Annotated in this window: 22 protein-coding genes; 17 read left to right on the top strand and 5 right to left on the bottom strand. The window is 37.5% G+C overall.

All coding sequences use genetic code 11. From position 1 onward, the window contains the following. The first annotated feature begins 9 nt into the window (after positions 1-9). The 15 genes from secDF (at position 10) to IEV57_RS10025 (ending at position 16,345) form a co-directional block, all read left to right on the top strand. A complete protein-coding gene (gene secDF, locus IEV57_RS10095) occupies positions 10-2,979 on the top strand; it encodes a protein translocase subunit SecDF (protein ID WP_188442345.1) in 2,970 nt (989 codons plus the stop codon). Positions 2,980-4,002: 1,023 nt separating this feature from the next. Beyond that, the gene (gene tnpA, locus IEV57_RS10090; RefSeq protein ID WP_188442343.1) at positions 4,003-4,449 is read left to right on the top strand and encodes an IS200/IS605 family transposase; all 447 of its coding nucleotides are present in this window, start codon (positions 4,003-4,005) and stop codon (positions 4,447-4,449) included. A gap of 74 nt (positions 4,450-4,523) precedes the next feature. Further along, positions 4,524-4,775 carry a hypothetical protein gene (locus IEV57_RS10085; protein ID WP_188442337.1) on the top strand — a complete coding sequence of 84 codons (252 nt, stop codon included), beginning with the start codon at positions 4,524-4,526 and terminating at the stop codon, positions 4,773-4,775. 612 nt (positions 4,776-5,387) lie between these two features. Continuing rightward, complete coding sequence (locus IEV57_RS10080) at positions 5,388-6,062, top strand: hypothetical protein (protein WP_188442335.1); 675 nt, start codon at positions 5,388-5,390, stop codon at positions 6,060-6,062. An 88-nt stretch (positions 6,063-6,150) separates the two neighbouring features. Continuing rightward, on the top strand, positions 6,151-6,558 hold the full coding sequence (locus IEV57_RS10075; protein WP_188442333.1) for a hypothetical protein: 408 nt from the start codon (positions 6,151-6,153) through the stop codon (positions 6,556-6,558). 278 nt (positions 6,559-6,836) lie between these two features. After that, a complete protein-coding gene (locus tag IEV57_RS19370; protein ID WP_229744353.1) occupies positions 6,837-7,223 on the top strand; it encodes a hypothetical protein in 387 nt (128 codons plus the stop codon). Positions 7,224-7,421: 198 nt separating this feature from the next. Further along, positions 7,422-8,087 carry a hypothetical protein gene (locus tag IEV57_RS10065; RefSeq protein WP_188442330.1) on the top strand — a complete coding sequence of 222 codons (666 nt, stop codon included), beginning with the start codon at positions 7,422-7,424 and terminating at the stop codon, positions 8,085-8,087. Positions 8,088-8,128: 41 nt separating this feature from the next. Continuing rightward, positions 8,129-8,884, top strand: a complete 756-nt coding sequence (locus IEV57_RS10060; RefSeq protein ID WP_188442328.1) for a sensor histidine kinase — start codon at positions 8,129-8,131, stop codon at positions 8,882-8,884. 36 nt (positions 8,885-8,920) lie between these two features. Further along, positions 8,921-9,547, top strand: a complete 627-nt coding sequence (locus tag IEV57_RS10055) for a response regulator transcription factor (protein WP_188442326.1) — start codon at positions 8,921-8,923, stop codon at positions 9,545-9,547. Between the two features lie 312 nt (positions 9,548-9,859). After that, positions 9,860-10,891, top strand: a complete 1,032-nt coding sequence (locus IEV57_RS10050; protein ID WP_188442324.1) for a Gfo/Idh/MocA family oxidoreductase — start codon at positions 9,860-9,862, stop codon at positions 10,889-10,891. Between the two features lie 62 nt (positions 10,892-10,953). Further along, positions 10,954-11,373, top strand: a complete 420-nt coding sequence (locus IEV57_RS10045; RefSeq protein WP_188442321.1) for an outer membrane insertion C- signal — start codon at positions 10,954-10,956, stop codon at positions 11,371-11,373. A gap of 215 nt (positions 11,374-11,588) precedes the next feature. Beyond that, the gene (locus tag IEV57_RS10040) at positions 11,589-11,909 is read left to right on the top strand and encodes a hypothetical protein (protein WP_188442319.1); all 321 of its coding nucleotides are present in this window, start codon (positions 11,589-11,591) and stop codon (positions 11,907-11,909) included. A gap of 10 nt (positions 11,910-11,919) precedes the next feature. Then, complete coding sequence (locus tag IEV57_RS10035) at positions 11,920-13,737, top strand: hypothetical protein (protein ID WP_188442316.1); 1,818 nt, start codon at positions 11,920-11,922, stop codon at positions 13,735-13,737. 29 nt (positions 13,738-13,766) lie between these two features. Beyond that, positions 13,767-15,590, top strand: a complete 1,824-nt coding sequence (locus IEV57_RS10030) for a hypothetical protein (protein WP_188442314.1) — start codon at positions 13,767-13,769, stop codon at positions 15,588-15,590. Positions 15,591-15,634: 44 nt separating this feature from the next. Beyond that, complete coding sequence (locus IEV57_RS10025) at positions 15,635-16,345, top strand: SAM-dependent methyltransferase (RefSeq protein WP_188442312.1); 711 nt, start codon at positions 15,635-15,637, stop codon at positions 16,343-16,345. Between the two features lie 103 nt (positions 16,346-16,448). Here IEV57_RS10025 and IEV57_RS10020 read toward each other — a convergent pair whose 3' ends face one another. The 3 genes from IEV57_RS10020 to IEV57_RS10010 all read right to left on the bottom strand — a co-directional run bounded on the left by IEV57_RS10020 (position 16,449) and on the right by IEV57_RS10010 (position 19,334). Then, positions 16,449-17,591 carry a cysteine desulfurase family protein gene (locus IEV57_RS10020; RefSeq protein ID WP_188442310.1) on the bottom strand — a complete coding sequence of 381 codons (1,143 nt, stop codon included), beginning with the start codon at positions 17,589-17,591 and terminating at the stop codon, positions 16,449-16,451. A gap of 66 nt (positions 17,592-17,657) precedes the next feature. Further along, positions 17,658-19,046, bottom strand: coding sequence for a phosphoglucosamine mutase (gene glmM, locus IEV57_RS10015; RefSeq protein ID WP_188442308.1), 1,389 nt, complete (start codon positions 19,044-19,046; stop codon positions 17,658-17,660). A 57-nt stretch (positions 19,047-19,103) separates the two neighbouring features. After that, positions 19,104-19,334, bottom strand: coding sequence for a hypothetical protein (locus tag IEV57_RS10010; RefSeq protein ID WP_188442306.1), 231 nt, complete (start codon positions 19,332-19,334; stop codon positions 19,104-19,106). Between the two features lie 70 nt (positions 19,335-19,404). Here IEV57_RS10010 and mazG point away from each other — a divergent pair, with 70 nt between their 5' ends. Further along, positions 19,405-20,205 carry a nucleoside triphosphate pyrophosphohydrolase gene (mazG, locus tag IEV57_RS10005; RefSeq protein WP_188442305.1) on the top strand — a complete coding sequence of 267 codons (801 nt, stop codon included), beginning with the start codon at positions 19,405-19,407 and terminating at the stop codon, positions 20,203-20,205. Positions 20,206-20,302: 97 nt separating this feature from the next. Next, complete coding sequence (locus IEV57_RS10000) at positions 20,303-20,890, top strand: YceI family protein (protein WP_188442303.1); 588 nt, start codon at positions 20,303-20,305, stop codon at positions 20,888-20,890. A 58-nt stretch (positions 20,891-20,948) separates the two neighbouring features. Here the strand turns inward: IEV57_RS10000 and IEV57_RS09995 are convergent, their stop codons facing one another. Then, complete coding sequence (locus IEV57_RS09995; protein ID WP_188442301.1) at positions 20,949-22,049, bottom strand: BF3164 family lipoprotein; 1,101 nt, start codon at positions 22,047-22,049, stop codon at positions 20,949-20,951. 89 nt (positions 22,050-22,138) lie between these two features. Further along, positions 22,139-22,462 carry a hypothetical protein gene (locus IEV57_RS09990; protein ID WP_089238228.1) on the bottom strand — a complete coding sequence of 108 codons (324 nt, stop codon included), beginning with the start codon at positions 22,460-22,462 and terminating at the stop codon, positions 22,139-22,141. Between the last annotated feature and the right edge of the window lie 434 nt (positions 22,463-22,896).

Raw genomic sequence — 22,896 nt, 5'->3', positions numbered from 1 at the left:
ACAATTACTATGCGTAACAAAGGTGTTATTGTGTTTTTGACAGTAATCGTTACAGCGCTTTGTCTGTACTACTTGTCATTCACATTTGTATCGAGCAATATTCAGCAGAAAGCTGTAGAGTATGCTACTGATGAAGTCGGAAATGTTGACTTCGGAAAAAAACAATCTTATTTGGACTCTATTTATAGGGAGCCAGTTTACAACTTCTTAGGAGCGGATTTCACTTACAAAGAAATCAAAGAAACCGAACTTGGTTTGGGTCTTGATTTGCAGGGTGGAATGCACGTTACCCTTGAAGTTTCTCCTGTAGAAATTGTCAAAGGACTTTCTGGAAACAGCAAAGACCCGATGTTCAATGCTGCATTGGAAGAAGCTACAGAAGCTGCAAAAACTACCAACGAGAAATTTGTAGATCTTTTTTACAGTTCTTGGCAGTCTAAAGCAGGAGGCAAAAATCTAAACACAGTATTTGCTACCGCAGCAAACAGAGGTAGAATTTCTTTGGAATCAACTGATGCTGATATTTTAGGTATTATCGATCTTGAGATTGAAAATGCCATCGAAAGATCATTCAATATCTTGAGAACACGTGTTGATAGATTCGGTACTTCTCAGCCAAACATTCAGAGAATCCAAGGTTCTGGTAGAATTCAAATCGAATTGCCAGGAGTAGACAACCAAGAAAGAGTTAGAAATTTACTTCAAGGAGTTGCCAAGCTACAGTTCTGGGAAGTTGCAGAAATCAATGATTATTCAAGTGAGCTAGAAGCTGCAAATGCACTTTTAGTAGCAGAAGCTAAAGCAAGCAAATCTCCAACGGCTGCAGACGCAACTACTGATACAGAAACTGAATCAGCTGAAGAAGAAGCTTCTTCTCTTGAGCAGCAATTGGCAGATGGGGACAGCACTTCTGATTTTTCATCTGAAATCTCTCCAATTTTCGCATTGACAAAAGCCAATTATGGTTTGATCTATGAAATCAGAGATACAGTAACAATCAATAGAATCTTCGCGAGAGAAGATGTAAAATCTGTATTGCCAAGAGATATAAAATTCCTTTGGGCAGTGAAGCCACAGGCAGCTGACGGAATGGAGTTGTTAGAGCTTTATGGAATCAAAATGACTAGAAACTCGGACCAAGCGCTTTTGGAAGGTGATGTCATCACTGACGCAAGACAAGAGCTTGATCAGTCTTCAAGACCAGCTGTGAGCATGCAAATGAATGCTGATGGTGCTAGAAAATGGAGAAAACTGACTGCTGAGAATATCGGAAAAAGAATAGCTGTTGTCCTAGACGATTATGTTTATACAGCTCCAACAATTCAAGGAGAGATTCCAAGTGGTCAATCTCAAATCACGGGTGATTTCACTTTGGACGAAGCAAAAGATTTAGCTAACATTCTAAAATCAGGTAGCTTACCTGCACCAACAAAAATCGTAGAAGAAGCATTTGTTGGTCCTACTTTGGGTAAGGAAGCCAGCAATCAAGGTGTGATTTCAATGATTGCAGGTTTGGTATTGGTTGTATTGTTCATGGTTGCATACTATGCAAAAGGTGGTTTTGTTGCTATCGCAGCATTGGTATTTAACATCTTCTTTATCTTGGGTATTTTGGCACAGCTTGGTGCTGCATTGACCTTGCCAGGTATCGCAGGTATTGTATTGACTATTGGTATGTCGATAGATGCTAACGTTTTGATCTTCGAGAGGATCAAGGAAGAACTCCGAAATGGTTCCGGCTTATTGGTAGCAATCAACGAAGGTTACAACAAAGCATTCTCTGCTATTTTGGATTCAAACGTAACGACATTCTTAACTGGAGCGATTCTTTATGCTTTGGGTCAAGGTCCAGTGAAAGGTTTTGCTATTGTATTGATGATTGGTATTGCATCTTCATTTTTCTCAGCTGTATTTATCACAAGAGTGATTGTGTACTGGATGAGCAAAAAAGGTGGAGATAAGAGTTCCATTTCTTTCGCAACTCCTTTTGCCAAAAATGTATTGAGTGACTTGAATATCGACTTCTTGAGTAAGCGTAAAGTTGCATATATATTCTCTACAGGATTTATCGTTGTTGGTTTGGCAGTTGCATTAATCAGTGGATTGAAATTTGGTGTGGATTTCACCGGTGGTAGATCCTATATCGTCGAATTCAACGAACCAATTGCTACATCAGAATTAAAAGTTGGTTTGGATGGTGAGTTTGATGGTTCTGTAGAAGTAAAAACTTTTGGTGGAAACAACATCTTGAAAGTGACTACTTCCTATTTGATCAATGAAGATGATGATGCTTCTAATGCAGAGGTAGAGCAAAAAGTAAAAGAAGGTATCGCTACTGTAACTGGATTAACTTTGGCAGATGATGCTTTGAACCTTCAAGATGGTCAATTTGCTATCACGGGTTCTTCTAAAGTAGGAGCTACAGTGGCAGACGACATCAAAGCTTCTTCTGGAGAGGCGATGTTCTTCGCGTTAGTAGCTATCTTCTTGTACATCTTGTTGAGATTCCGTAAGTGGCAGTTCTCTCTAGGTTCCATCATTGCATTGGTTCACGATGTGTTCTTTGTAATTGCTGCATTCGCTATTGCTAGTGCACTGGGAGCTACATTTGAGATCGATCAGGTATTTATTGCAGCGATGCTAACTGTAGTAGGTTACTCGATCAATGATACTGTGATTGTATTTGATAGAATCAGAGAAAATATCGAAAATAGAGGTACTTCTAAATTGGTGAAAATGTTCAATGACGCCATCAACCAAACGATGGGCAGAACATTGATTACTTCATTTACTACTTTGATCGTAGTATTGGTGTTACTTATCTTCGGTGGTGAAGTATTGAGAGGATTCTCTTTTGCACTCTTCATTGGTGTATTGGTAGGTACTTATTCTTCTATTTACATTGCGACTCCAATTGTGGTGGATTTGATGAAAAGAGAAATTGCTAACGAGGCCGATTCTGCTAAGAAGCCAGCTTAAAACCATAAAGCTTATATAGAAGAAGGGAGTTGAGAAATCGACTCCCTTTTTTTTGTGTATTATATTGATTAGTATTGGATAACACTTTATGAAATAGTAATAAAATGAAGCTTAACAAATCTTTAAGTGCCCTAACATTTATTTTAATTCTTTTTTACATTAGTTTAAGAGAGAGAATCACAGAATCTATTTTCATTCAATCGACATTTTTAGGATGCATCTTATTTGTAGCCATTGCCGCACTGATCTTCAAGAATAAAGAACATCTCATCAAAAAAAGTGAAATTATCGTTTTAGGATTTTCGATTTTAGGATCATTCCTAATCATGTTTTACTTCTTTTGGGTTTAGGTATATCAAACTACTCTTTTATATTTTTCATTTAACTATTTCAACCGATCTTATAAATAATCGCGGGAAGTAAAGTTTAAAGCTATTTTCCTGAAAGAGCCCAACCCGCTGGATTTCGGGAGAACAAATCTGATTAACCCCTGATAAAATCCGGTGGAAAGAATAATCCTCGATACTAGCTGCTACCAACTCCAGATGAATTGAGTTTGGTATAAGAGACTTAAAGGGAGAAGATGATTCAACACCTTCGGTGTTGTTGGGGGATGTGGTTGATTATTCTTTTCCTCCGCATTGGCATGCGGGGCTAATCATGGTTCATTCCCTTCGGGAATGTGGGATCTAATTCTGCTGAACAGGCTTGCTGGGGATAGGGTTGGCTCCTCAAATGTTGGAGAGACTCACTTAGGAATGGTAGATTGATATGAATGTAATTGCTTAACAGTAAAATATCGGTTGATTTTAAAGCACCGTTCCCGAATGGGAACAAATCTGATTAACCCCGGATGAAAATCCGGTGGTATGGATGAAAAACATAACCTAACAACTACCAACTCCGAAGGAGTTGAATTTCATGAAGGCAGGTTAGATAATGAAAATCAACTATCCTTACACCTTGAATTATTTTTTTAATCTTTCTATCTTAGTTATGATTTTTAACATTAACTATTTAATCATGAGCACTTACACATCTCTACTTTATCACATTGTCTTTTCAACATATAAAAGAGAAAAAACTATAACTCAAAGCAATAAAAAAGAACTATTTGCCTATATCTATGGGTATTTGAAAAATAAAAACTGCCATCTCTACCGCTTAAATGGAGTCGAAGACCATATCCATATTTTTACACATATTCATCAATCAATTTCATTGGCAAGTTTGGTGAAAGATATCAAACTATCTACATCTACATTAATAAAAGATAAGCTACTTTTTAAAGATTGGAATGGATGGCAAGAAGGTTATGGGGCTTTTACTGTCAATGCGAATAGTAAGGATAAGCTAATTGATTATATCATCAATCAAGAAGAACATCATAAGCATGTTTCATATTTAGAGGAGTATAAAAAGTTATTGAATGATCATGGGGTCATTTTTGATGAAAAATATCTACTTTAAATTCAAGCAAACTTTAGTATTACCGTTCCCGAATGGGAACAAATCTGATTAACCCAGGATAAAAATCCGGTGGTATGGATGAAAAACATAACCTAAAAACCACCAACTCCGAAGGAGTTGAATTTGATATAAGAGACTTAAAGGGAGAAGATGATTCAACACCTTCGGTGTTGTTGGGAGGTGGGGTTGATTATTCTTTTCCTCCGCATTGGCATGCGGGGCTAATCATGGTTCATTCCCTTCGGGAATATAGGGTTCAATTCTGTGGAACAGGTTCATCTGGGAAGGTCAGATGTAATACTGCTGAACAGGCTTGCTTGGAATAGGGTTGGCTCATCAAATGTAGAATATACTAACTCAAGAGTAGGAGAAAGATATAAAGGTAATTACTGCCCAGTAAAATATCGGTTGATTTTAAAGCACCGTTCCCGAATGAGCCTGTCCCGCAGGATTTCGGGAGAACCAATCTAAGGTGAAAAGAACAATCCTCAATACTAGATACTACCAACTCCAGAGGAGTTGAGTTTGGTATAAGAGACTTAAAGGGAGAAGATGATTCAACACCTTCGGTGTTGTTGGGGGATGTGGTTGATTATTCTTTTCCTCCGCATTGGCATGCGGGGTTAATCAAGTTTCATTCTCCCGCAATTCTGCGGGACAGGCTCGTCTGGGAATGTGGTACAGGTTCCAGCAGAAGTGTAGGGAAAACTCCTTAAAATATGTGAGACTAAGAATCGCCTAGGAATAAAGGTAAAGCTTGCATTAAAATGTGAGGTTGGTCGCCCAGAAGTATTATACAAATACAAGTTCAACCTAGACTTTTACCATTGTCAATAAAAGCACTGATTCGAAAGAAACCTCTAAAAAATACCCTGTTCAGGGTATTTTTTAGAGGTTTTATATCTCTTAACTTTGTAATTAATCTATAGCTAAGGTACATGAGTCCAAATTTTTATCTCGTTTGCATAGGAGTTAGCCTATTTGCTTCTGTTTTATTTTGGGGAATCAAAAACAAACCTCAAATCAAAAATCATGGTGTCATCCTTGCAATCCTTTTTTTAGTGTTTTTAATGGAGATTACTGGAGATTATACCGCATCAAGGTCAATCAACAATTCTCTCCTCTACAATATCGGATGGGTTTACCTAGAGTCTGTCCTTTTAATTTTCTATTTCTATACTTTAGAAATCGACGCTTTAGTAAAGAAAAAAATTAGACTCATTACCATTTCTATGATGACTTGGGGATTGGGAAACACACTTTTCTTTCAAGATATCACAAGTACTTTTCAGTTCTTTTCTTTTCTCCCTTTTGCCATAGCCATTATTATTTTAAGTGTTCACTTTCTCTCAAAAATTTTGAATCTAAAAATCTTCGCTGAAAGGAATATCTTAAGTGTCCCTCACTTTTGGATTGTTTGTGCCTTGTTATTTTTCTATTGCGAAGCGGTTTTACTCTTTGGGACCTATCAATTTTACCCAAAGCCTATTATTGAAAATGTAGCGCTTTTATTTAATTTCAACCGTTTGCTAGCTGGTATTATGTACCTGACATTTGGACTTTCTTTTTTTATCCCGTTCTTTATATCGAAAAGAAATTCAAATGCTTTCTAGTAAAAAAATAAGTTTAAAACTGAAATAAATTAAACATCATGCCTTTTCAGTTTATCTGCCCAATAACAAACAACTAACCAAATAAAACATGAAAAAAGGATTAATTAAAAAATTCCGCGAAAATTATGCGAAGAATGGAAAGATCAACAAACCAGGCATAGGTGCTGATGGCAAACCTATCAAAGAGCAAACAAACTGGGTGTGGTTTAACAGAGAAACTATTGAAGCGGCTTTGGCAAAGGCTGATGCAGATGGGAAAACTGGAGGCTTGAAAATGTTTTTCGGTCAGTATGACAAGGAAACTATTTCGATGATCCCAGCAGATCGCCCAAAAAGAGAAGACTATATTGGAAGAATTTCATTAGTTTTGGTTCCGACAAATTTAACGGAAGAGGGTCTACAAGAGGTAAACCATGTTCAAGAGCCTACATCTGACGAAGATGATGATGGTTGGAATGGAGGGATGTTATGCCCACCGGAATGCATAACCAATTAAAAAATATGAAATACTGGTATATCGGTTTAATTATAATGGGGCTGCTTTTAAGCATCCCCTCATTTTTTTTTCCAAACAAATATAAAAATCAACACTTTATTATTTTTTTAATCTTACTTCTAAGTGTATGTCTAGAAACTTACGGAACATATACTTTGCTAAGAAAAATCAATAATACCATTGCATACAATCTTTTCTTTATTTACTTAGAAACGATATTAATACTTTTGTTTTTCAAAAGTTTTTTGAAAACTAAAATAATTAAAAATTCGATTAACATGGCTATGATTGCTTTTCTGTTGTGGGGAGTAGGCTATAGTTTATATTTAGGTCAACTAGATACTTTTCAGACCTTATCTTTTACTTTCGGAAGTTTACTTATTATTATTTGCTGTATCTATTTCTTTGTTTCAATTTTCTTGAAAGATTGGTTTTTAGATGAAAAGCTAATCCTTAATCCGCTCTTTTGGATTTCAACCTTTATATTTCTGTTTTATACAAGTACTTTTTTATACTTTTCATCAGTAATATTTCTAACAGACTTAGATAAAAATTTAATTTTAATTTTAAGTACTTCAAAAAGAATAATGGCAGTGATCATGTACCTAGGAATGGGTCTTGCATTCTACCTTCCTTATTTCAATAGATCCGAAAAAAAAAATTAAATGGGGTTTTCAATTCTTTTCTCAATAGCTGATTTGAAAAGACTAAATTGGAAGAATTTCCTTAGTTTTGGTACCAACAAATTTGATCGAGGCAGATCTGGAAGAAGTAATTCAAAACCAAGATCCTGAATCCGAAGAAGAGGATGATGGCTGGAATGGAGGAAGAATGTGTCCTCCAGATTGCTAAAAATATAAAGAATGGAACATATAGATTGGTATGTAGCTGTAATTTTAGTGGGGTTGCTTTTAAGCATACCTCACTTTTTTTTAAAAAGCAGCTTTAAGAAGCAACATCTTATCACATTTATTATTTTATTACTAGGATTGTGTCTTGAGTCATATGGAGCCTATACTGTTCCAAGGAAAATAAACAACATTGATGTCTACAACATATTCTTTGTTTATTTGGAGACTGTATTGATCCTATGGCTTTTCGAAAGTTTTTTTGAATCTAAAAAAGCAAAACTCCTAATCAAAATAGCCTCCATTTCATTTCTGTTTTGGGGAATTATCTATACCCTTTATATTGAAGACTTACATACTTTTCATACCTACTCTTTTTCTTTGGGGAGCTTTATGATTATTCTTTGTTGCATTTACTTCTTTATTTCTGTCTTCTTAAAAGACTGGTTTATCGATGAAAAACTGCCTTTGAATCCTCTATTTTGGATTACTACCTGTGTATTTTTATTTTATACAACTACTTTCCTTTACTTTTCTTCTGTAACATTTGTAACTGATTTAGATCGAAATCTAATTTTAATTTTAGGTTCTATAAAAAGAACAATGGCAGTAATCATGTATTTAGGAATGGGACTGGCTTTTTATCTTCCCTACTTAAAAAAATCAGTACAAAAAGCCTAAATTAGGGATCCAAAATGATTTGAAATCTAGGATTGTAAGCCATGGGAAATGAAGGCAGTAATATTTTTCTTTTGATTCTATTTGGGTCACTGCTGACCTTGCTGATGGCTGGCTTTATCGTTACTATGGTATTGATTCACAGAAGCAGGCAAATCAAAAACAAACAAAAACTAGAAAGCTTAAAAGCTGAATTTGAGAAGACCATCCTGAATGTAGAGAAAGAAATTCAAGAAGAAACACTTAATCACGTGGGCAGAGAGCTCCATGACAATATTGGGCAGCTTCTTTCCCTCACAAAACTTACGCTCAACAGCACCAAGGATGATAAGGTTTATGAAGGAAAGCTGCTAATCAATCAAGTTATCAAGGAAGTTAGAACACTTTCCAAAACCCTCAATTTAGATTGGGTGGAAACAGTCGATCTGGAAACGTTTATTAGAAAAGAACTCGACAAGCTTGAGCAGTTGGAGTTTTGTAAAATAGAATTTGAAACGAAAGGCGAATTGCAAGATTTTGAAAACTCTAGGAAACTTGTTTTAATCAGAGTGATCCAAGAATGCCTCAACAATGCAATCAAACATGCTAAACCCAAGTTGATTCGAGTAGACCTAAACTTTATATCCGAACATTTGGAAGTGCTAATCACAGACAATGGCATCGGCTTCGACACCACAAAAGAGAGTAATGGTTCTGGTATGCATAATTTAAAATCAAGAATGAAGACAATCGGTGGCACGATAGAAATCGATTCCAACCTAGGAAAAGGCACGCAAATCAAACTTTTATTGCCAAATTGATTTGCATAAGCTATCTTTTGGATAATTACCCTTATCATGATAAAAATAGCAATCGCAGACGATCACAAACTATTCGCCAAAGGAATCGAAGGCCTCCTTGCTGAGGAAGAGGATTTTCAGATTTGCGGGACTTTCATCAATGGTCAGGAATTGATCAATTTTCTTGAAAATAACCAAATAGATGTAGTCCTTACAGATATGAATATGCCGGTTATGAGTGGAGATGGTGTCATTAGCGCAATTAAGTCAAAATATCCGCGAACTAAGGTCATTGTCTTATCCATGTATGACGAAGAGATTATTTTTAAAAAGTGCCAAAAACTTGGTGCCAATGCTTACATTCTCAAGGATGCTGATCCAGATGAACTGATTTATACCATCAGAGAAGTCTTAGATGGCAGTCACGTGATGAGTTTTCAAAAAGTCATCCAACAAAACAGCGATAATTACTTTTTTGATTCATTTAGAGATAAATACAAGCTATCTAAAAGAGAACTACAAATCTTCCTGATGATAAAAGATGGGAAGATTAACAGAGAAATCGCAGAAGAATTGCACCTCAGTCAACTTACTATAGAGTCGCACAGAAAGAAAATCAACTCCAAACTTGGGGTAAGTTCTGCCTTAGAATTAGTAAAAAAGGCAATGGAGATGAATGTATAATGTGATTATCCGCAAAAATGTAAATGAGAAAATTCAGGCAAAGTCAGAGAGTCAACGGTCAACGGCCGACTGTCAACAGTAGTCCCAATATAATAAGTGAAACATTTTTTAATGGCTACAGTGTAGAAAGCAGATAATTAAAATATTTAATCTGATATCAGCTTTTATGGTAGTAGCCATTTATAAGAGTGTATGAAGTCCAACACAATCAGCTGTGGTCGGTTGACTGTAGACTGAGGACGATTATCCGCATGATTAAGTGTGAGATATTCAAATACTAGTACTATTGCGGATAATCATAATATTTAAAAAATGACGAAAATAAAAGCGGCTTTGGTGGGATATGGATCGGTGGGGGAAAAAATCCATGCTCCGTTGATAACTGTTTGTGAAAATTTGGAGCTAGTTGCTGTTGTAGAAAGAAATTTAACAAAATCGAAAGAAAAATATCCTCAGGTTCAAATATTCAAAAGCTTAGAAACCTTATTAGAGGCTGATATAGCAGATTTAATTATCATCGTCACTCCTAATCATTTGCATTTCGATCAAGCCAAGCTTGCGCTTTCTTATGGAAAACATGTGGTGGTAGATAAGCCGGTTACGATTTCTTCCAAGGAAGCCGAGGAGTTGAAAGCGATTGCAGCGCAAAAAGGCTTATTGCTTTCGGTTTTCCAAAATCGAAGGTTAGACGGAGATTTTCAGACAATTAAAAAGATTCTACATGAAGGAATTTTGGGACGTTTGGTACATTTTGAATCTCATTTTGATCGCTTCCGCCCTGTGCTAACTGAAAATTGGCGAGAAAAAGACGTTCCCGGAAATGGCATCACCTATGATTTGGGAACACATTTGATAGATCAAGCCTATATACTTTTTGGAATGCCTCAATGGATTTCGGGAGATATCCGAAGTCAAAGAACCGGTGCTCTTGCTGATGATTTCTTTGAGATTACTTTGGGCTATGATGATGTTTTTGTCAGACTCACTGCTTCTGTACTTTCCAATGCACCCATGCCGAAATTCCTTTTACTAGGTGAAAAGGGCTCCTTTTCTAAATTTGGTCTGGATGTTCAAGAGCGGGCGTTGAAAGCAGAGACATTGCCTCAAGGTACGGATTGGGGTTTGGAATCAGAAGAAAGTTGGGGAACCATCTACCTAGAAGACCGAAGCTTCAAATACGAAACCTCGCGTGGGGATTACAGGCTTTTTTATGAAAATATTGCCAAAGCTATTCATGGAATAGAAGCTCCCTTCGTGAAAATTGACGAAGCCATTGCTGTTCTTCAAATCATAGAAGCGGCGTTTGAGAGCAATCAGCAGGGGAAAAGAATCCTTCTTTCTTAGGAATTGATCCTATTTTTGGCAAAGTCTTTGCAAAACGAACGGAAACCAACTATTTACGATTTATGAAAAATTTAAAGTTATTTTCGATGCTGTTGTTTTTTGCAGCGATCCTTGAGTCACAAGCACAGATCAGCGCAGGAGTGTATAGATTAAGTTCCGCAACTTTTGCCTCGATCGGAACTGATCCGGAAAACAAAATCTTCGGAGAGGCTCGCGTTTCTACAGGAGGCCGAGTGGGGATAGAAGGTACATTTGGATACAATTTCGTCCAAAAAGAAGAAGTGAATTTCTACAGTGGTTTCCTTTTGGGTACAGAAGGCAATAGAGATGGGCTGTACTTGGGCGTACCACTTGGCGTTTTGGTAAAGCCATTTGCCAATACCAGAAACTTTGGCTTCTTAATGGAGGCATCGCCGATTTTCCCAACTGAATACGGGACTTACTTTAGAGCTGGTATAGGCTTGAGGTACACTTTTAGGTAGGAAAGTCGAGAACAAAAGGATTTTCTAATACATAATCGGCTGTATTTAGAGCTTGCTGAAAAAGTCTCAGGTATTTACCTTTTTTTCGGACTTTTTCAGTAAAATTCTCAATGAAGAAGCCAAGACTGAAACCTTGATATTTAGGTTTGATTATAATGTTTTGAAGATTTTATTTTGATATATATATATTGCTATTCAACTAAAATCTTTATATTATGAAAAATTTACTAAAAAGTTTCATGCTGATTGGCTTGTTTGTTTTTGCTTCAAGCAGTATCCCACTCACAAATGCTATGCTCTTGGAGAATGAGGTGGACTTAATAGAAAATTGTCTAACTTTTGAGGTGGAGGATGATTTGTTAGAATGTAGCGAGCTAGAGGAAAAACTTATGGGGGAAATCAGTCTTTTTTGTCCATACTATATTCTTCTAGCAGAAATGTATGGAGGTGCGTGTGCATCAACAGGGAATCCACAAGATTGTATTAAGTTTGCCTACTATCTTTCAAAAATAGAATCAGACTGTTTCCCGTCTTAGTTTTGTATTAATGAAGATTCAATTTTCCTATACCACACTCTTTTTTTTCTCTGTGCTTTCTGCCTTCGGTCAGCAAAGTCTAGAGCTGAAGAAGGGTGTGGTCTTTGAACAGGAGCCGATTGATTATTATTTGGGAGTGGACAGTGCATATTTTGATGTGCCTCATTATGTTCTTTGGGTAGATCCGATAGACAAACGCATCGTAGATTTTAATATCCACATCCCCATCGCACCTGTGTCCAAAGGCAGTTTTTATATAGAAGAGGCACTGTCCGCTTATGGCGCCTATGTACTTTTAGCCATACCGAAGATTTCCCCCGAGCGCATCAGCTATGCACATGTGGATATCCTTCCTGCTAGTACAGACTTGCAACAAGTCTGGCGCAAGCAAGTGGAGACGACCAACCCAAACTGGAATAGAACTACTCAAGAAGTAGCATTTCAGTTTGCCTCGAATACCAAACAGCCACAAGAAATCAAATCGGGAGAACTGAGTACCAGACTACAAGAAGATAATTGGGAGCTTAGCATGGCTAATCCAGTCCCTACCGAAGTAATCACCGTGCAGATCATGACCAAAGACAGTGTAGTGTTCCAAGCCAATGGTACACAGCAAAACATGAAGATCCCTGCAAGGATGCTACCTCCAGGGGAACTGAAAATTAAAATTCAAACAGAAGAAACTGAGCTCACTGAACTAGCCATCTATAATCCCCTAATCGCAATCAGGGAAGCAGATATCAGCTTTGAAACATTGAACGATAGCTTAGCACTAGTAGCGCTGAGTAAGTTGATCAATCCTTGGATAGCCATGTCAGATGTCTCAGTGAAGCTGTCGATCACTGACTTTCCAGAGTTGGTGGTGGATATGGGGCATACAGGAGATATAGTACATGAAGGGCAGGAATTTGATGAACAGACCATAGCGGTGTTCCACTCCCATCAGAATGGAAAGAAGAAGGGCGGTCAGAAGATTGTGGTATTCAATAGAGAAAACGAGATCTACTACACCAGCGATTCGGATGGCAACTACTTCTTTGATCAGTTTGACTACAGCATGCTAGACGATGACTACCATGTGGTGAGCCATGATGACTTTCAGGGAAAAGTGGATGTAGCGGTGACCTATCCTGATCTTGAATCCTTAAAGTCCATACTCCCTGATTTACTTGCTACTATCCCTGCAAGGAAGCTGATAGAGCAGGGCAAGCCAAAGTTCACCTTCAATATGGAGAATACAGGCATCTTGCTAGATGAAGTCAGTGTGACAGCCAAGCGCAAGCGTGCTACTTTATTAGACGAGCGTGAAAAACCCAATTCTGTGCACTTTAGGAATACAGATGGTATCTGTTTATTTGGAGTGTTAAACTGTGATCAACATCCACCATATATAGGGATTAATGGTGAGGCAACCTCAATTGACGTTAAAGGTATAAAAATTAATCCATGGAGGGGAAAGACTTCTCAAAGGCCCTTACATTTATATAAGACTGAAGATGATAGGCCTATTTTGAAATACTGGACTTCGCACAGAAAGAATGCTGGTTCTATGTTACCTTATCCACTTACTTTCTTTGAAGTAATCGAATCCAAAGAACGAATCAGGAATGTTCAAGAACATTATTTTTGGGAAGAGCAGGTATTTGGTTTTTACTCAGAGCTGATATCTCAAGCTTACGGGTCTCTTTCCTTATTGTATTTCTCAGAGCTAGAACTGCCTAAGCTCTATTCCGATGCTTACCTGGTCATGGAGCTGATCCACCACCCCTCAGGCAGCAGACAGCAGGTGGTGAAAAAGATAGCAGCAGGCACACAGGCTATGAACTAAAATCATTATATTAAAGAAAATTTTGTGTAATGGCTGTATTTTATAGAGAGCTTCTTTTAGTACTTTTTATGTTTTTAGGGCTATCTGCTTTCGGTCAGCAAAGCCTAGAACTGAAAAAGAGTGTGGTTTTTGAGCAGGAGCCGATAGATTATTATTTGGGAGTGGACAGTGCTTATTTTGATGTACCCCACTATGTGCTTTGGGTGGATCCGATAGACAAGCGCATCGTAGACTTTAACATTCACATCCCCATCGCTCCTGTGTCCAAAGGGAGTTTTTATATAGAAGAAGCATTGTCTGCGTATGGTGCATACGTACTTTTGGCCATACCGAAGATTTCCCCAGAGCGCATCAGCTATGCACATGTGGATATCCTTCCTGCTAGTACAGACTTGCAACAAGTCTGGCGCAAGCAAGTGGAGACGACCAACCCAACCTGGAATATAACTACTCAAGAAGTAGCATTTCAGTTTGCCCCGAATACCAAACAGCCACAAGAAATCAAATCGGGAGAACTGAGTGCCAGACTACAAGAAGATAATTGGGAGCTTAGCATGGCTAATCCAGTCCCTACCGAAGGAATCACCGTGCAGATCATGACAAAGGACAGTGTCATTTTCCAAGCCAATGGTACGCAGCAAAACATGAAAATTCCTGCAAGGATGCTGCCTCCTGGGAAACTGAAAATTAAAATTCATGCAGAAGAAACTGAGCTCACTGAACTAGCCATCTATAATCCCCTGATCGCAATCAGAGAAGCGGATATCAGTATGAAGGCTCTGAATGATAGCTTGGCACAAGTAACGCTCAGCAGGATGATCAATCCTTGGGTAACTATGTCAAATGTTTCGGTGAAGCTATCGATCACTGATTTCCCGGAGTTGGTTGCAGAGATGGGACACACAGGAGATATAGCTCATGGAGAGCTGGGATTTGATGAACAGACCATAGCGGTATTCCACTCCCATCAGAATGGAAAGAAGAAGGGCGGTCAGAAGATTGTGGTATTCAATAGAGAAAACGAGATCTACTACACCAGCGATTCGGATGGCAACTACCTCTTTGATCAGTTTGACTTCAGCATACTAGACGATGACTACCATGTGGTGAGCCATGATGACTTTCAGGGGAAAGTAGATGTGTCAGTGGCTTATCCTGATCTCGAAATCTTAAAAAGCACTCTCCCAGATCTGCTTGCTGCCATCCATGCGAGGAAGCTGATAGAGCAGGGCAAGCCAAAGTTCACCTTCAATATGGAGACTACAGGCATCTTGCTAGATGAAGTCAGCGTGACAGCGAATAGCAAGCGTGCAAGTCTATTAGACGAACGTGAAAAGCCTAATTCTGTGCACTATAGGAATACGGATTATATATGTGCATATGGTGTTTTAAATTGCAAAAGTCATGATTCCTTTATAGGTTTTAAACCTCAAGAACTTTCGTTTATATCAAAGGAAGGAGGTTTTATAAAAGTGACGGAAGAATCTCAACTAGAAATCCCACTACACTTAATTGTTAATGAAAGTGGAAGTTTAAGAATGAAATTTAGGCCATCGCATGGTGAAAGCACAGGTTGGTTTACTTATCCTAATACCTTCTTAGAAGTAATCGAATCCAAAGAACATATCAGAAATATTCAGGAACACTATTTTTGGGAAGAGCAGATATTTGGTTTTTACTCTGAGCTGATATCTCAAGCTTACGGGTCTCTTTCCTTATTGTATTTCTCAGAGCTAGAACTGCCCAAGCTCTATTCCAATGCCTACCTGGTCATGGAGCTGATCCACCACCCCTCAGGCAGCAGACAGCAGGTGGTGAAAAAGATAGAAACAGGAACACAGGCTATGAACTAAAATCAAAAGTTGACCGCTGATTAATTTTTGGCCATCTTTGCATTATGAAAGGCAAACTTTTCCTCATTCCATCTATCCTTGCAGAAAACACTTCACAGACTGTCATGTCTCCTCAGATCAAGGAAGTAGTCAAAAACACAAAGCATTATCTTGTCGAAGAACTTAGAACTGCCAGAAGGTACATCAGCAGCTTAAAGCTTGGACTAGTTATCGAAGATTTACATTTGGAGATTTTGAACAAGAAAACCCGGACTCCACAATTACAAGAATTGATGCAACCTATTCTTAATGGTGAAGATATGGGGATTATTTCTGAGGCGGGTTGCCCGGGAATCGCAGACCCTGGAGCAGTAGCTGTAGCTTGGGCACATGAAAAAGGCATTCAAGTTGTCCCACTTTCAGGGCCAAGTTCCATGTTTTTGGCTTTAATGGGTTCTGGGTTCAATGGACAATCTTTTGCTTTTCATGGCTATCTGCCTATCGATAAAAAAGACAGAATCGCCGCCATCAAAAATCTAGAAGCAGAATCCATCAAAAGCAACCGTACCCAGATTTTTATGGAAACGCCATTTAGAAACAATCCACTTTTTGAGGATTTGAAAAACACCTTACATCCAAACACAAAGCTTTGTATTGGAAAAAATCTAACCGGTGCAGATGAATTTATCCAAACGAAAACAGTCCAAAATTGGAAGAAGGCGAAGATTGACCTTCACAAAATCCCAACTGTTTTTATTATCTACGCAGGAAATTAGTCCTGTTTTTAGAGTTGAAACCTGTCAGGTTTTAAGCATGAAGTTAAATAAGCAGTAGAACCCCATGAAACCTGACAGGTTTAAAATTTTTGTAAAACTGCAATTAGGCAATAACGCCGTAAAGTTCTTTCAATTTTTCGACTGTATAATCAACTTCTTCGACTGTGTTGAAGCGGCTAAAAGAGAATCTGACAGCATCTCTTTCCGAACTTGCACCCAATGCTCTCAGCACATGTGAACCAACAGAAGCTCCACTGCTACAAGCAGAACCCCCTGAAGCAGAAATTCCATTCAAGTCTAAGTTGAAAAGTAACATTCCTGCATTGTCCTCAGAAGGAGGTAAACTCACATTCAAAACTGTATAAAGACTTTTGTCTAAATCAGCAGACAAACCATTGAATTCAACACCAGAAATATGAGCTCGAAGCTGTTCTATAAATCTAGATTTCAGTCCTTCGACATGTTTCCTGTGGCCTTCCATATCCTCATAAGCCAATTCTAAAGCCTTGGCAATCCCGACGATACCGATCACATTTTCAGTTCCACCGCGCATATTTCTTTCTTGCGCTCCACCATAGATGAAAGGCGAGATTTTTTTCGCTTTATTCACATACAAAAAGCCAGCACCTTTTGGTCCATGAAACTTATGCCCTCCGGCTACAATTGAATCAACAGGCAGATTTTTTAGATCATGCTTGTAATGTCCCATCGTCTGAACTGTATCCGAATGAAAGAAAGCATCATATTCTTTGGCTAAGTTTCCTATTGCATTCAAATCATTGATGTTGCCAATTTCATTGTTGGCATGCATAATAGAAATCAAACTCTTTGGATTGGATTTTAATAGCTCTTGCAAATGCTCTAAGTTATGCTCACCCTTATCATTGACTTCAAGCATACTGAGAGTTAACAGACCTTTTTTCTCGCATTCTTCTAGCGTATGCAATACTGCATGATGCTCCAAAGGAGAAGTGATGGCATGTTTGATGCCGTGAGTTTGGATTCCGCATACGATAGCCGTGTTATCCGCCTCAGTTCCACCTGAGGTAAAAAATATTTCTGAAGGCGACGCATTTAATAATTCCGCAACTTTCTTTCTGGATTTTTCTATGGCAGAACGCACTTCTCTTCCATGACTATGCACAGAAGACGGGTTGCCATAGTGTTCTTTCATAAAAGGCAACATGGCTTCTATAACTCTGTCATCCATCGCCGTTGTTGCGGCGTTATCAAAATAAACTCTCATGATCTCTTCAATATTTGGGCTGGTAAATTGATACTATAAAGTCTTGCAGAATTAACAAAACTCAATTTATGAGGAAGTTACAACCTCTTTGATATCAAGCATAATTTTATTTGCTAAATGCTCTGCTGTCGCCTGACTTTCAGATTCAGAATAGATTCTGATAATCGGTTCCGTATTTGATTTTCTCAAATGAACCCATTCCTTGTCAAACTCTATTTTCACCCCATCAATATCATTGATAGGCTGCTTTGCATATTTTTTCTTAATTGCCTCCAAGACCTGATCTACATTGATTTCAGGTGTCAGCTCTATTTTATTTTTGGAAATATGATACCCTGGATAAGTTGCTCTCAAGCGAGAAATCGACTTTCCAAAATTCGCCAAATGCGTCAGGAATAAACCAATTCCAACCAAAGCATCCCTTCCGTAATGTGACTCAGGATAGATGACTCCACCGTTTCCTTCTCCACCGATTACCGCATTGGTTTCCTTCATCTTGTTCACCACATTCACTTCTCCAACTGCTGCAGCTTCGTACTTGCCATTTCTCTTTTCTGTCACATCTCTCAAAGCTCTGGTAGAACTGAGGTTTGAAACCGTATTCCCAGGCGTTTTTGAAAGCACATAATCAGCAACTGCAACCAAAGTATATTCTTCACCAAATGGAGAACCATCTTCGTTCATAAAACAAAGTCTATCCACATCTGGATCGACTACAATTCCAAGATCATATTTACCCTTTTTCAATTTCTCAGAGATATCTCTTAAATTTTCTGGAAGTGGCTCTGGATTGTGTGGAAAATGCCCATCAGGTGTACAGTACATTTCTTCGATATGGTCTACACCAAGTGCTCTCAATAATTTTGGTAGGGCAATCCCTCCAGTAGAGTTGACACAATCTATGACTACTTTGAAATTTCTAGCTGCTATTGCTTCCTTATCGACCAATTTCAACCCAAGAACATGTTCCACATGTCTGTCTATATAATCATCGATGATTGTATAAGAACCGAGTTTTTTGACTTCAGCAAAGTGAAATGCGTCATTCTCAGCTTTCGCCAAAATATCTTTTCCTTCTTCATCAGAAATAAACTCGCCCTTCTCGTTCAATAGCTTGAGTGCATTCCACTGCATGGGGTTATGGCTAGCGGTAAGGATGATTCCACCGCCTGCATTTTCTAAAGGTACAGCAAGCTCCACAGTAGGCGTGGTGCTCAGCCCCAAATCAATCACATCAAGTCCTAAGCCTTGAAGTGTCGCAGCAACAAGTTTGGAAACCATTTCCCCAGAAATCCGGGCATCTCTTCCTATTACAATTTTTGAATTGCTTGTGTTTTCTTTTACCCAAGAGCCATACGCCGCAGCAAATTTTACAACATCCAAAGGGGTTAATCCTTCACCAGGTTTGCCACCAATGGTACCACGAATACCAGAAATCGATTTTATTAAAGCCACTAGAAAGTAGTTAAGGTGATATTGAAAAATCCCAGATTTGGGAATTGAAAAGAAATATTATTTAAACTTAGCAAGCACTTTGTCAACCTCATTATCTGGGTTGCCACAGCTGCTGTTGGCATCGACGGTTTTTCCGCAGTAGCTGCAAGAACCACCTTCTTTGTTAAGATAAGGATTTTGTGAAGCACAAGTACCTTTAAACTCGCCGTTTTTAAGGAATATAAGTCTCACTGACATCATAACGAAAAACAGTGCCAGAAAGCCTAATGTCAAATATAGAGTTGCCATATCAAATTAATTTTTACAAATTTACGCAATACTTTCAAAACCCCCATACATTCCAATTAGTTTCCCCAATATGTCTGAATTATCCTCTAGAAAAGAACAGCTTGAAGCTTTTGATCGCTTATTGACAATCATGGATGAGCTAAGGGAACAGTGTCCTTGGGACAAGAAGCAAACGATAGAAAGTCTTCGTCATTTGACTATTGAGGAGACTTTTGAGCTGTCTGATGCCATCTTGGAGAATGATATGGAGGAAATTAAAAAAGAACTGGGAGATATCCTGCTTCACATTGTATTCTATGCCAAAATAGGAGATGAAAAAAAGGCGTTTGATATCAAGATGGTGATTGATAGCCTTTGTGAAAAACTGATCAGAAGGCATCCTCACATCTATGGTGATACCATCGCTACTGACGAAGAAGCGGTCAAGCAAAATTGGGAGAAAATCAAATTGAAGGAGAAGGGAAATACTTCTGTTTTGGGAGGAGTTCCCAAGTCATTACCTGCTTTGATCAAATCCATGCGAATACAGGAAAAAGCCCGGGGAGTTGGATTTGATTGGGAAGAGAAAAATCAGGTTTGGGAAAAAGTTGAGGAGGAAATGCAGGAGTTCAAAGCAGAATTCAATGCTGACTCGGACAAAGAGATCGATCGTGAAAAAGCTACGGGAGAGTTTGGGGATTTACTTTTTTCCTTGATCAATTACGCCCGATTTATTGAAATCAATCCTGAGGAAGCTTTAGAAAAAACAAATATCAAATTCATCAAAAGATTTCAATATCTAGAAAATGCTGCCAGAAAATCAGGCAAGAAAATCGAAGATATGACCTTGGCAGAGATGGATGTTTATTGGGAAGAAGCTAAAAAAGCTTGATTTTTTACCGTTTATAGAAAAGCAGGCATCAAGATTAAACAGATTGAAGAATTCTCAGTCTAATAGACATTCACAAAAATCAACTCAATAAGAAATTATGAAAACAATTGCGCTTATCTTTTCTATGCTTGGTCTACTTTGGACCAACTCAGCTTCAAATTTAGAAGCACTCAATATCAGTAAAACAGAAAGTACAGTAGGTTGGAAAGCTGCTAAGGTTACAGGCGAACATTGGGGGAAAGTAAAAATTTCTTCTGCAAACCTAGATTACCAGAATGGAAGAATCACGAGTGGAAGCTTTGAAATCGACATGACAAGCATCACCGTAGAAGATATCAAAGATGCCAATTCAAATGCAAGATTAACCAACCACTTGAAATCAGATGATTTCTTTTCAGTAGAAAAATTCAATAAATCGTCTATGACCATCACGGAAGCGAAAACCAGCAATGGTAAAGATTATGAAATCAAAGGAAATCTAGTCATCAAAGGCATCAGCAATCCAGTCACCTTCCCTGCACAAGTAACAGAAGAAGGGAATAAAGTTATAGCAACTGGTAAAATCACTTTTGATAGAACCAAATATGATATCAAATACCGTTCAGGAAACTACTTTGAGAATTTAGCTGATAAGCTTATTTACGATGAAGTGACTTTGGAAGTGAAGTTGGTTGGGATGAAATAAACGGAAATTGACGTTGAAGATGTTAAATCAAATAGAAGCTGTCTTGGTTAGGCAGCTTCTATTTTTGTATCACTGACAGTATTTCTCCAATATCATATTTAGCAAATTCATCAGTCCGACTATCAAAAGTATAAATCTCATTATTAAGAAAATCAATATCGAAAGTAGATATATGACTTTGGAGTTTCAATTTGGCTAAAGGATTACCCTCCCAGTCAAACAAAAGAATCTCAGGGAGATTTTTTCTTGATGTAAAGTATGTTTCTTCCTTTTCATTGACATATACTAATCCAAAAAAATTATCATAAACTCTTACGTCAGAAAATCGAAATATTCTGTCAACATTTTCTTTACTTTCAATCTGTCCAATATCATCTAATTTGGATTCAACACAAATAGTTTTTCCAAAATCACCATCTACAGCGTATAAGTTGATATAGTTTAACCCAAAATTCATTTCTACAATCTTATCATGAATCTCATTGTACCTTGTCATTGTAGTCATTACAGTAAAATCAATACCTTTCATTACAGAAGCTTCATTGAGTTTTGCCATATTGATGTTTACTGACACATTACCAAAATGATCTAGAGATCTTAACTGCTGGGTTTCCATATTTGATATTTCTCTGTAAAAATACCTACCGCTATCAAGCATCATAAAATCAAATAAAAACTTGGGCAAGGAATCATCAATAACAGATATTATAGTTTCTTTATTTTTCAAAGATTTATTTATATTTAACTTTAACAGCCTACCATTGTCAAAATCATATATGTATGAAAATAAGACACCACCTATTTCAGAAAAATTGACTTTGTCTGTAACGCTTGGGTAAGAAGAAAATTCCAATGGTCCTTCTCCTTTAATTAGGAAATCACCTAATTCATTTAGCTCAGGAAGAGATAGAAATTTCCATAATCCATTATTATTTCTAGTTGAAAAAATCATCAAACTATCTTGAATTGCAAAATCCCAAGCTCCAACTATATCGAGACCAGTTTCCATTTTGTTATCAAGTATAAATTCACTTGGAAACTCAGTGGCATACACAAATGAATCTAACACCATAAATCTCGTCCTGTCCAATTCACTTCTAGTATTACATCTAATGAAAAGTATTAATAATAAGATTGATCCGTATTTGATTTTATTCATTTGAAGGATATTAAAAGTTTAAATTCGAATAAAACACCTGCTTTGAAAATTCAATCACAAAGCAGGTAATTTGTAATAAGCAAATAAAATTACTCTATAACTGGATCTTCTTGACAAACACCCTGGCCTGATCCCTTACTATTTGCAATCCAGGTACACGTCCCGCAATACCTAGCAGGATAACCCTTCACAGATGTTATTGTTACCCAACATTCTTTATAAAGTCCACCTCCATCAGGCTCTCCTTCCCCAATTGCCATTGCTTTATTTCCTAATTCAATTAAGGCAATAGATGGGAGGATATTATCCTTATCGAATTCCAGACTAATCATAACATTCAGTACCAGCATTAAACTTAATGCACCTGTTGCTACCAAACGTACCACTTTACTTGTTTTGAATTGGTTTTTCATTGTGTTTTTGGTTTTGTTGTGAATAATGAAAATACCTTAAAATGTATCCCTACTAATTAAGGTAATACCAAGAAAGAAAGAAAGAAAGAAGCAAATTTTTAGTTAAAAAATTTAAATATATTTTTGAAAATTAAGCTAAAAAATTAATATTTACTTTTAAATAATTCATAAAATATGGTTTTATATGGATTTATTATTACCTCCTACTCTTTGGCTATAGCCTCTAAAGCTGATGAATTTTTCCAATCCTCCAGCTAAAGCAGATGGCTATCCACAAAAAAACCACAAACTTCGCAGCTTGTGGTTTTTTATATCTGTAAATCTAAAATCTGATCTAATGGTCAAAAATAGTTGGTAAAAACCCTGTAACGTATTGATTTAAAATTATTTACAAAAACCTTATTGAAATCAGTTTCAATAAGGTTTTTTTGTTT

This window comes from Belliella aquatica (genome assembly GCF_014637795.1).
Lineage (GTDB): Bacteria > Bacteroidota > Bacteroidia > Cytophagales > Cyclobacteriaceae > Belliella > Belliella aquatica.
The sequence above is the reverse complement of the archived record's forward strand: the minus strand, read 5'-3'. Positions and strand labels throughout refer to the sequence as shown.

Coding starts and splice junctions, on each gene's coding strand:
- IEV57_RS10050 (WP_188442324.1), top strand. CDS start 9,860: ATGACGAAAATAAAAGCGGCTTTGGTGGGATATGGATCGGTGGGGGAA.
- IEV57_RS10045 (WP_188442321.1), top strand. CDS start 10,954: ATGAAAAATTTAAAGTTATTTTCGATGCTGTTGTTTTTTGCAGCGATC.
- IEV57_RS10060 (WP_188442328.1), top strand. CDS start 8,129: ATGGGAAATGAAGGCAGTAATATTTTTCTTTTGATTCTATTTGGGTCA.
- secDF (WP_188442345.1), top strand. CDS start 10: ATGCGTAACAAAGGTGTTATTGTGTTTTTGACAGTAATCGTTACAGCG.
- IEV57_RS10080 (WP_188442335.1), top strand. CDS start 5,388: ATGAGTCCAAATTTTTATCTCGTTTGCATAGGAGTTAGCCTATTTGCT.
- IEV57_RS10030 (WP_188442314.1), top strand. CDS start 13,767: ATGGCTGTATTTTATAGAGAGCTTCTTTTAGTACTTTTTATGTTTTTA.
- IEV57_RS10055 (WP_188442326.1), top strand. CDS start 8,921: ATGATAAAAATAGCAATCGCAGACGATCACAAACTATTCGCCAAAGGA.
- IEV57_RS10025 (WP_188442312.1), top strand. CDS start 15,635: ATGAAAGGCAAACTTTTCCTCATTCCATCTATCCTTGCAGAAAACACT.
- IEV57_RS09995 (WP_188442301.1), bottom strand. CDS start 22,049: ATGAATAAAATCAAATACGGATCAATCTTATTATTAATACTTTTCATT.
- IEV57_RS10010 (WP_188442306.1), bottom strand. CDS start 19,334: ATGGCAACTCTATATTTGACATTAGGCTTTCTGGCACTGTTTTTCGTT.
- IEV57_RS10065 (WP_188442330.1), top strand. CDS start 7,422: ATGGAACATATAGATTGGTATGTAGCTGTAATTTTAGTGGGGTTGCTT.
- IEV57_RS10020 (WP_188442310.1), bottom strand. CDS start 17,591: ATGAGAGTTTATTTTGATAACGCCGCAACAACGGCGATGGATGACAGA.
- IEV57_RS10035 (WP_188442316.1), top strand. CDS start 11,920: ATGAAGATTCAATTTTCCTATACCACACTCTTTTTTTTCTCTGTGCTT.
- IEV57_RS19370 (WP_229744353.1), top strand. CDS start 6,837: ATGGCTATGATTGCTTTTCTGTTGTGGGGAGTAGGCTATAGTTTATAT.
- IEV57_RS10000 (WP_188442303.1), top strand. CDS start 20,303: ATGAAAACAATTGCGCTTATCTTTTCTATGCTTGGTCTACTTTGGACC.
- tnpA (WP_188442343.1), top strand. CDS start 4,003: ATGAGCACTTACACATCTCTACTTTATCACATTGTCTTTTCAACATAT.
- IEV57_RS09990 (WP_089238228.1), bottom strand. CDS start 22,462: ATGAAAAACCAATTCAAAACAAGTAAAGTGGTACGTTTGGTAGCAACA.
- IEV57_RS10085 (WP_188442337.1), top strand. CDS start 4,524: ATGGATGAAAAACATAACCTAAAAACCACCAACTCCGAAGGAGTTGAA.
- IEV57_RS10075 (WP_188442333.1), top strand. CDS start 6,151: ATGAAAAAAGGATTAATTAAAAAATTCCGCGAAAATTATGCGAAGAAT.
- mazG (WP_188442305.1), top strand. CDS start 19,405: ATGTCTGAATTATCCTCTAGAAAAGAACAGCTTGAAGCTTTTGATCGC.
- IEV57_RS10040 (WP_188442319.1), top strand. CDS start 11,589: ATGAAAAATTTACTAAAAAGTTTCATGCTGATTGGCTTGTTTGTTTTT.